Consider the following 9,978-nt stretch of genomic DNA (forward strand, 5'->3'; position numbering starts at 1 on the left):
CTTTTATATAAGTTCTTTCAATAAGATAATAGCTTGATCTGTGTCCATTGACTCATCGTCAATTTTATTAATCAGTTCTTCAATGGAATCTAGATTATCAGATGAAAATTCTGGTATTGATTCTTTTTGTTTCGTGGCAGATTTACGCTCTGGCCAACATTTTTCTTCTGCAAATGGATACGTAGGAAGATTGATTCGCTTAATTTTTCCTTGTTTGGAATTTTCACCATTCAACGCCACTAAATATTCTTTTTGTTCAGATGCATCTGTAAAACCTTGCTCTTTCAGACTTGCTGTATTTTGATGCAATAATGGATGAACTTTTGCAACCGCTTCTACATAAACGGTTGTTTGATTATGTACTGCTGTATTTTCTATCCAATAACGTTCTCTTGCAAATGGATATAATGGCAAGCGCATGCGTTCAGGTTTGGCTTCTCCGTAAAGAATATTCCAATCGACATCTAAACCTCTTGTCCACAAGTCTAATAGTTTGTTCAGTTTTTTGTCTGCAATCCACTTTTTAACAATCATTTCTCTGATTTCCTTGTCATTGCTTAGCAATCGAAGTCCTGCTTTGTTCTTTTTCACTTGTCCTTGATAGACATCTTTTATAGCATCTTCTCCATTGATAAAGTCTTGTAATTTTGAAGCCAATTCGTCCACCGATGTTACCATAAATCCTAAACGTTCTTCCATGGCTTCTCTCCCAATTTGAAGCGAATAACTCATTTCAACTAAATCAACAGAAGCTTTATTTTTCTCAATATAACTAAGTAAATTCACTGCCATTTCTTCCAATTGTTCTGTGTTTTTTGCGGAGATTGGAACAAGGTATTTTTGATTTTGAGTAATTACTTCTATGTTTTGTTTTGTCACCGTTTTCGGGATATATTCCGCAAGAACCATGTGAGAATTGGTTCCGCTAAAACCGAAAGCACTTATTGCCGCTTGGCGTGGAATTCCTTCAGCAACATTCCAATCTGTTAAACTATCATTGATATAGAAAGGACTATTTTTTAGAGAAATATGCTCGTTAAGTTTGTTATAATTTATTGTTGGCGGTAATTGTTTGTGTTGCATAGCCAATAATACTTTCATGAAACCTGCAACACCAGCCGCCGTTAAACAATGTCCAATGTTACTTTTTACAGAACCTAACGCGCAATACTCTTCATTTTTTGTATATTTTTTGAATGCTCTTTTAAGTGCATCAATTTCTATTGGATCTCCTAATTTAGTTCCTGTTCCGTGCGCTTCAATCAATTGAATTTCTTCAGGATTGATATCAAATTTATCATACACATCTTGTTCTAATGCAATTTGCGATTCAGCATTCGGTGCCGTGATTCCATTTGTTCTCCCATCTTGATTCACGCCCCAACCTTGAATGACTCCGTAAATTTTATCATTGTCTTTTTCTGCGTCTTCTAATCGCTTTAACATTACGACTCCAACACCTTCTCCTGGAGCAAATCCGTTTGCTTCTTGATCAAATGTGTGACATTTACCATCTGTCGAAAGCATTCCAGATTGTGCAGTTTTTATATGCATTTCGGGTCCTGTCATTATATAAACTCCACCAGCCAATGCAACATCACTTGCACCAGATATTAAACTGTCGCAAGCACTTGAAATTGCTACGAGTGAAGATGAACAAGCTGTATCAATTGCCAAACAAGGTCCCTGTAAGTTTAGGAAATAAGAAATCCGCGCCGCCAAAATAGACGATGTTCCGCCTGTAAATCCTTGTGCGCTTAGTTGTTGCTCGCGCGATAATAATTGGTAATCGCCAGTTGCACAACCTACAAATACACCACATTTTGAACCAGATAATGCTTTCGGATTGTATCCTGCATCTTCTATTCCATGCCAACATGCTTCTAAAAATAAGCGTTGTTGTGGATCCATACTTTCGGCTTCAATTGGAGATATTGTGAAGAATAGTGGGTCAAATTTATCGTAGTCTTCCACACTTCCCAGCCATTTACTGTTTGTTTTTCCTTGTGCCGGATTTCCAGCGGCGTAATACGTATCTGTGTCCCAACGTTCTTTGGAAACTTCCGTGATACAGTTTTTACCTTGCGCGATATTGTTCCAAAATTCTTCTTTGTTTTTCGATTCAGGAAACTGACCTGCAATACCAACGACTGCAATTGGCTGAACCTTGTACGGACTTGACTTTTTTGAAGTTGTTTTTTGTGCTAATTTAGCTCGTAAAGAAGTTAGTTTGTTTTCTGTAAATTGAAAAACTGGTTTCTTTTCAGTAGTTGGTTTAGCAACTGGTTTTGATACAACCGAAGCAACCTTTTTTGGAGTTGGAATATTTTTAGCGACCAATCCAAGTCTTTCCAATTCTTCTTTTACAAATGTCCCAAGCTTAGTTAACGTTGTATGACTGTAAATTTGAGTCGCTTCTAAAGAAGTTTTATAGTTGTCATTTATTTTACGAATCCACGTTACACCAGTAATCGAATCTAATCCGATGTCTACAAATTGTGCATCTTCGTCAATTTCGTCTTCCTCCAAATGCAATTCTTTCGCAAGAAAAAGTTTAATTTTTGCAATGATTTCTGATTGAAGGTCTTCATTCGTAGTTGTTTCTTCATATATATCTTCACTAGTTACTTCTTCTAAAGTTTCAACTTGCGCATGTATCTGAGTTTCTTCAATTGTCGCCGTTGGATTTAGTTTTTCGAGTTCTTCTGTAAGATGTGTTCCAAGTTTTGTCAACGTTGTGTAACTGTATATTTGAGTTGCTTCTAAAGCAGTTTTATAGTAATCGTTAATTTTTCGAACCCATGTTACGCCTGTAATCGAATCCAAACCAATGTCTACAAATTGTGAATCATCATCAATTTCGTCTTCTTCCAAATGTAATTCTCCCGCAAGGAAAAATCTAATCTTATCAATAACATCTGATAACATATTCTTTTCAGATGTAGTTTCTTCAACTTCATTTTCTACAGCAATTTCTTTGACAACAGTGTTACTACTTTCGTGCGTAAAATTCTTTTTTATTTGTTTTAATGTTTCTTGATCTCCAACAAACGTTTTTTCATGCATTGCCAATTCTAATTTTTTCGTCGCTTCCGCTTGAACAATCAACTGTTCTGTAGATTGCTGTTTGAAAGCCATTAACACAGTTCGTGGCAAGTTTGCGAGTTGCTTCGCGATTTCCATCGCGCGATCAACTACTTCATCTTTTGGCAATACTGGAAGATGTGTTCCTCTATCCTTAAATTCAGAACCTCCATATTCGTTTCCTGTTAAGAGTGTTTCGCGTGCTAAGTCGTAGCCCATAATTTCAGGGAAAATGAATGTTGCCGCGGCACCTGGCGTGAAACCGTAATTCATATAAGGACTCACATATTTACGCTCTTTACTGAATAGTACAAAATCTGCAAATGCGCCTAACGCCCAACCTGCGCCAATTCCGTGTCCTTGCATTGCGGCAATGACAGGAATTTTACATTCCATTGCTAATTGGTAAATTTTGATGTCTGTAAACTTGCTTTTTCCTTCTTGAATAGCAAATAAACCTTCTTTCGTTCCGCCTGAAGCGAAGTAATTATCATAACCTGTTAGGATAATTACTTTGTAAGAATCGTTGTTTTCAATGTGCTCAAAAACTTCTGTTACACCAGCAATAAAAGCATCGGTAAACATATTTTTTGATTCGCGATCTTCAAATTTTACTTCTAAAATAGCTCCTGCATGCAACGTTGTTTTTACAACAGATGATGTTAAAGGAATTTTCTTTGAAGTTTCTTTTTTGATAGAAATCTTCGCTAATTGCGCAATATTTTCTTGTATCGTTTTTGCTTGCGAAGCTTTCCAAGCGACTAAATTTTCTGTTGGTAATTTTGCGAATGATTTCGCAATTTTAATCGCGGCTGATAAACCATTGTCTTTCTCAAAAACTTGAATACTTCCTATTTGTTTTTGTAAATCGCTTCCGCTGAATTTACTTCCTAATAATAGAATTTCTTTGCTGTTATGATTTCCAAAACGATGTGCAAATATGAATGCCGCTTGTTGCGATAATTCTGAAATTTCTACTAAACCAGTTGCGTTGTACGTTGCATCTTTTTGATACAAAGTGACATCACAAAATTGACTTGTAAACCAAGCTTTCGCACTTGCGCCTTTGTCTAAGACTGCAATTACAGGAAACTTTGCGTTTGTTATTTCTTGTGTAAACGCCAATATATCGTTTGCTGTTGCGCTTTCAGGTAAAAACCCTGAGTATTCGCTCGTCAATAGTATTGGACTGTAATTTTTTGCGCTGTTGACTAATTTAAAAAATGCGCTTATTTCTTTTACAAAAGATGTAATTCCGCCTTTTTCAGCTTTCTTTTTAATGTTTAGTACCGCAATTGAATCATTTTGTGTTACCGTAAAACTTGTAGTTTTTGGAAGTTTTATTGTATCAAATTTTACTTTAGTATTTACTTCAATTGAAACTACTTTTTGCAAGTTTGCTACTTTAGCAGAAATGTGTCGTGCTAGATGCTGTTTTAATAATTTTAAGGAAGTTTGTGATTTCTTCGCTAAGTTTTCTGCTAAGTTTTGCGCTGTTTTTGCAACTTCCGATGTTGCAACAATTGGCAATGTCCAACCTTTTGCTTTTAGTTCGCTTCCTGTATGTCCGTTTTCTTTTGGTAATAAGAAGTCATTTGCTTGTACAGCACCAAAACGCTCTTCGAATACTTCAACTTCTTTGGTACTTGGATAGAAACCTTCGTTTAGTTGTGTATACCTGTAGTTTGCTTTTTCATTACAAATCATGAAATCGCACAACGCTCCAACTAAGAATCCGATTCCAGTTGCGCTTCCTTCCAATGCCGCTATTACAGGATATGGAAAAGAGATGAGTTGTTGATGAAGTTTCTGATCTATAGCTACATTATAGCCATTTCGTACGCCATGTAAAAAGGAATCTTGCAAGCCTTCTAGGAGCAAGACTTTGAGTGTTGTTTCCGATTCAGCACGTTTTAATGCGCTTGCTAATTGCGCTGTAAGTTCCGCAGAAAGCGTGTTTTTTGTATTTTCTGATTTTATTTTAAGCGTATAAATTCCACGTCCATTATCATATAAATGCACTAATGATGCTGCCGAATTTGAAACTTTTACTGGAGTTGCAACTGTATTTAGTGAAAGTGTTACTTGTGTTTTTTCTAATGGTTGCTGTTTTTTAGCAGTTGTTGTTTCAGGAGCATTTAATGAAATTCCTGTTGGCTTTTTTAATGAAGCTATTACTGGAGTTGATTCTTTTGTTGTTTCTAATGATATTTTCTCCGTTGTGTTTGAAACAGTAGGCAACGTAATTTCTCTTGGTGTTTTATAATTAATTGTCGCTTCCGCTGGAATTAAAACTTCTTGTTGTTTTGTTTGAACAATTTCAGGTTGTGCAACTACTTTTTCAACAATTGTTGGTGTTGCCACTTTTGAAGAATCTGCTGTTTGATGATATGCAATTCCATGAATTTGAACACAGATAGTTCCATTCGCATCACACAAATCAATATCCAATAAATTAGATTTTTGATTGTTGTAACGAATCCAAGCATACATTTCTTTTGTACATGCTGAGCGAATTTCTACAGAAGAAATCGACGTTGGAATGATTGAAGTTGTTTGAGATTGAGCTGCTTCAACAAGTCCGATTGCACTCTGAATAGCACTTTCCAAAATACTTGGATGTAATTTGTAATCGTTTATTGTAGCTTCAACTTCCGTTGAGAGTTGTAAATGTGCCAATACTTGATGTTCACCAACATACAACGTTTTTATACCTTGAATTGAATTTGTTATTGACTTCAATTGATTTTGAAGTGTATGAATATCAAGTCTTGAAACCGAACTCGCTTCTAAATAAGTTGCTTCTCCTTGACTGTATATAACGTCATCATTATTTGCATCGCTATAAATTTCATACGCAACCGAATCTTCATTTTGTGCAAACAACACTAGTTGTATTGGTTGATTTTTTGTAAGTGTAATGGACGAACCAAAACGTACATCGCGCAATGCCAAAACAGTATTTCCATCTGATGCAGGAAGTCCTTTTTCAATTGCAACGCGCGCCATTTCGATACTTATACTAAACGGAAGTGTTAGTAACGTTTGATTTTCGTTCGTTGTTTTATAATCGTTTATAAAAAATTCGTCTCCACTAAATGTTGAACTAAATCTAGTTTGTCGTACATCAGAAGTATTCGTATGTACTAATGGATGCAAAATTGTTGCTGTATTTCCGTTGGTTGTCATTCCTGCTCTGGCAGAAGTTTCAATCCAATAGCTTTCTTTTGCAAATGGATAGGTTGGTAAACTGATGCGTTGTGGTTTTTTAGTACCATAAAGTGCTGTCCATTGTATGTCCAACCCTTTTGTCCACCAATCTAGAATGTTGGTATAACTTTTCTCTTCAATCCAAGCTTCTAATCTTGCTTCAAACGTATCGGATCTGCCAAATTCTAATACAGAACTTCTATGATCTTTTACTTTTCCTTCATACCTTGTTTTTGTTGTTCTTGCATCATTTACGTAGGATAAAAGTGCTTCTTTTAGTTCTGATAGTGAACTTACTACAACTGCAAAACGCAATTCCATCGCTTCTCGTCCAACTTGTAATGTGTACGACATCGACAATAAGTCAAGCGTTGATTCATCTTCAAAATGAACTAATAAATCGTGTGCTTTTTCTTTTAATTGTGATTCCGTTCGAGCCGATAAAACAATCGCAACTTCCGTATTTGGCGTATGTGTTGGAATTGAAATTTTTGCTATTTCGCTTTGCGTATGTTCCTGAATGATGATATGTGCATTTGCGCCACCTGCTCCAAATGAGGAAACACCAGCAATGCGGGGAATTCGTTTGTTATCTACAATAGGATTGTCCCATGTTTTGAGAGATTGATTTACAACAAAAGGTGTATTATCAAAATCAATATGTGGATTTAATTTTTTAGAATGTAATGACGGAACTACTTGTTTGTGTTGTAGTTGCAATAGTATTTTCGTGATTCCTGCAATTCCAGCCGCCGATTCGCAATGTCCAATGTTAGATTTTGCAGAACCAAGCAAACAGAAATGATTTTCCTCCGCTTGATTGAACGCTTTGTTTAGCGAAGTCATTTCTATCGGATCGCCCAATTTTGTTCCTGTTCCATGCGCTTCTATGTAACTTACATGTCTAGGATCTGTGTTTGATTCTCGTAATGCTTGACTTATTACACTTGCTTGCGCTTGCGGATTTGGAACACTATATCCATTGGTTTTTCCACCGTGATTTAGTGCGCTTCCTTTGATGATTCCGTAAATATGATCTCCATCTTTTTCAGCTTCAGACAATCGTTTTAATAAAACAACGCCAACGCCTTCTCCCGGAATATAACCATCGCCACCTTCTCCAAAACTCTGACAGTTTCCATCACTTGAGATGAATTGACCTGTGCTCAACATTTGGTACTTGTTAGGATTTACACTCACATTTACGCCTCCAGCAATGGCAAGATTGGTGCGTCCGAGTTTTAAATCTTGACACGCCAAATGCACCGATGTTAAGGAAGATGAACACATGGTATCTAACGTAATACTTGGTCCATGAAGATTTAGTACATACGAAACTCTGTTTGCGATACTTGCCAAACTTCCCGAAAGATTGTATTCTCCATACATAACACCAACATACACGCCAACTTGTCCTGGAAGATTATTTTCAGAAGGCGCATGCAGACTTTCTCTAGTGTAACCTGCGTCTTCCATTGCCATCCACGAATGTTGTAAAAACAAACGTTCTTGCGGATCTATATTTTTAGCTTCTCTTGGAGCGATGTTGAAAAATCTTGGATCAAATTCGTCAACTCCAGCTATAAAACCGCCCCATTTACTGTAATGACGATTTGGTTCTGTTCTGTCTTGACTGTAAAATTCTTTCCAATCCCAACGATCTTTTGGCACTTCAACGATGCAATCTTTTCCGTTTTTTAGGTTTTTCCAATATTCTTGAATGTTTGGCGATTCTGGATACCGACCGCTTAAACCAATAATTGCAATTGGTTCATCTTTCGCTGAGTTTTCTGTTTTGAATGAAGCTTCAGCCGAATGATGCTGTTGGTTTCTAGTTTTTCTTCTAGTTTGATTTCTGTCAGATTGTGTATTGCTGAATGTTGGTGTTACTTTAGGTGTTTCCTGTTTGATACTACTTGTATTGTTTTCAACAGGAGAAAATAATCGCACTAAAATATCTTTGTAATTTTCTGAGAAATATTCGCTCAACGCATTTATCGTTTGATATTCAAAGAATAATGTTTTAGAGAGTTTCCCAAACGTTTTTTCGAGTTGCGTAGTGAGATTCATTGCTAAAATAGAATCAATCCCGTATTTTTCTAGTTGTGCTTTTTCGTCAATTTCATCTGACGGTAATTTTATGATTTTAGAGAATTCATCTCTTAAAAATACAGACGTTTTATTGAATAATTGCTTTCCGTCCATATGTGCCGTTGAAGTTTTTGGTGTGTTTGATATGCTTGATTTTTCCGCTATCGGCGTTTCAACTTGCTTTTTGCCAGTTGAGAAAAACGTATGTTCTATTTTGTCAAGATCACCTTTTACTGCTATGATTTGAGAATGCGAAAAGTTCATACAGTGATAGAATAAATTCATTCCTGATTCCGCGTCCAATGGTGAAATTCCTGTTTCTTTTTGTAATTGTTGTTTGATTTCGTCGGCAATGATCATTCCGCCTTTTTCCCAAAGTGGCCAATTGATGGAAAGTGTTTTTCCGTTTCTTTCTCCCGTTTTTACAAGTTCATTTCGGTAGACCGAGAATTGATCTGCAAAAGCATTCGCCGTTGCATAATCTGATTGTCCAGGATTTCCAAACCATGAAGCAAATGAAGAGAAGATGACAAGAAAATCAAGATCGATTTCTTTGCTTGCTAGATCTAAATTGTACGTTCCTGCAACTTTTACGTCCATCACTTCTTTAAACTCAGCAACCGATTTTTTTAGAATGAAATTATCTTTGTTAACACCTGCCGAGTGAAATATTCCATGTAACGTTTTATAGTCTTTTAGAATGGTTTCGATACTATTTTTTACATCATTTTCATTCGTTACATCTAGTTGAATGTAGCTTACTTTCGCATCTTTTTTGGACATTTTTTCTAGCCTGTCCTTTTTATCTTGCGTAAGCTCAGAACGACCTGTAAGAATGATATTCACTTTATTCGTTTGCGCTAGTATTTCATTTGCAAATAAAATTCCAAGACCTCCAAATCCGCCTGTGATGAGATAAACACCGTTTTCTTTGATTATTTTTTTAGGTTCAGCTTGCGCTAGATTTAGCTTTTGTAAACTTTTAATATAACGATCGTTATTCGTGTATTTTACGAGTGTGTTTTTAGAGTAATTTTGTTCATGTACTAATTGATTACCTAGTTTTTGTACAGCATTCAGTTCATCTGAAATTATAATTTGACCAACTAGATTGTGATTTTCAAGGGACGCCGTTTTTAATAATGCTGATAGACTTGTATAAATTTCTGCTTCAAGCTGATTTCCAATGACAATTTGCACCAAAATTTTACCTGTAGGTTTGCTACTTAGTAGCTTTTTTATGTTCTCAAAACAAGAAATTGCAATTTCATTGAAGCTCGCAACTATATCTTTTTGTTTCGTTTCTATGTGAAAACAAGAACTTTCTGGCACTAATTCTTCTAATTGCTTTTCTTCTATTTGAGAAGATTGAATAAGCAGAATATTGTGCTGTGTATAATTAGTCTGTATTGCTTGTGATGCCACCGATTTTTCTGCGAGTTTCCAAATTGGACTTGCGCATAGCTGGTTTATATCACTGCTATTTTGTGATGACTTAACAATTTTTATTTTCTCCAAAGCTTCCGCTTCCGAGATTTTTCGATTCGTTAAGTCTAGAAATATTTGTCTTAATTTTTCTTTCATCATGCTAGT

At 35.9% G+C, this 9,978-nt stretch carries 1 protein-coding gene; it reads right to left on the reverse strand.

The window, feature by feature from the left end; genetic code table 11:
• Window positions 1-3 precede the first annotated feature (3 nt).
• Window positions 4-9,972, reverse strand: coding sequence for an SDR family NAD(P)-dependent oxidoreductase (locus IMCC3317_RS07050; RefSeq protein WP_160128827.1), 9,969 nt, complete (start codon window positions 9,970-9,972; stop codon window positions 4-6).
• Between the last annotated feature and the right edge of the window lie 6 nt (window positions 9,973-9,978).

This window comes from Kordia antarctica (assembly GCF_009901525.1).
Lineage (GTDB): Bacteria > Bacteroidota > Bacteroidia > Flavobacteriales > Flavobacteriaceae > Kordia > Kordia antarctica.